A 319-nucleotide genomic window follows, 5' to 3' on the forward strand; every position below is an offset into this window, starting at 1 on the left:
CCTTGAGCTCCTTGAAGGGTCGTTCGAGACCAGGACGTTGATAGGTCAGGTGTGGAAGTGCAGTAATGCATTAAGCTAACTGATACTAATTGCCCGTACGGCTTGTCCCTATAACCTTGACGGTTATATGCATTTACTCTTGATGAGTTAATACCCCAAAACTTTACTTCTCCCAGATTCGCTGCGTAGCCGAGAACGGCTGCGCAGCAGACAAGTCAAAGCTTGATGACCATAGTAAGTCGGTCCCACCCCTTCCCATCCCGAACAGGACCGTGAAACGACTCTACGCCGATGATAGTGCTGCAACCAGTGTGAAAGT

General features: G+C 49.2%; 2 rRNA genes. Both read left to right on the forward strand.

Annotated features, from left to right (window positions below):
• Positions 1-110 (forward strand): 23S ribosomal RNA (locus tag GTP46_RS29230); the annotation flags it as partial.
• Positions 111-221: 111 nt separating this feature from the next.
• Positions 222-319: ribosomal RNA gene (rrf, locus tag GTP46_RS29235) — 5S ribosomal RNA — on the forward strand; the annotation flags it as partial.

This window comes from Duganella flavida (genome assembly GCF_009857445.1).
In the GTDB taxonomy this organism is placed as follows: domain Bacteria; phylum Pseudomonadota; class Gammaproteobacteria; order Burkholderiales; family Burkholderiaceae_D; genus Rugamonas; species Rugamonas flavida.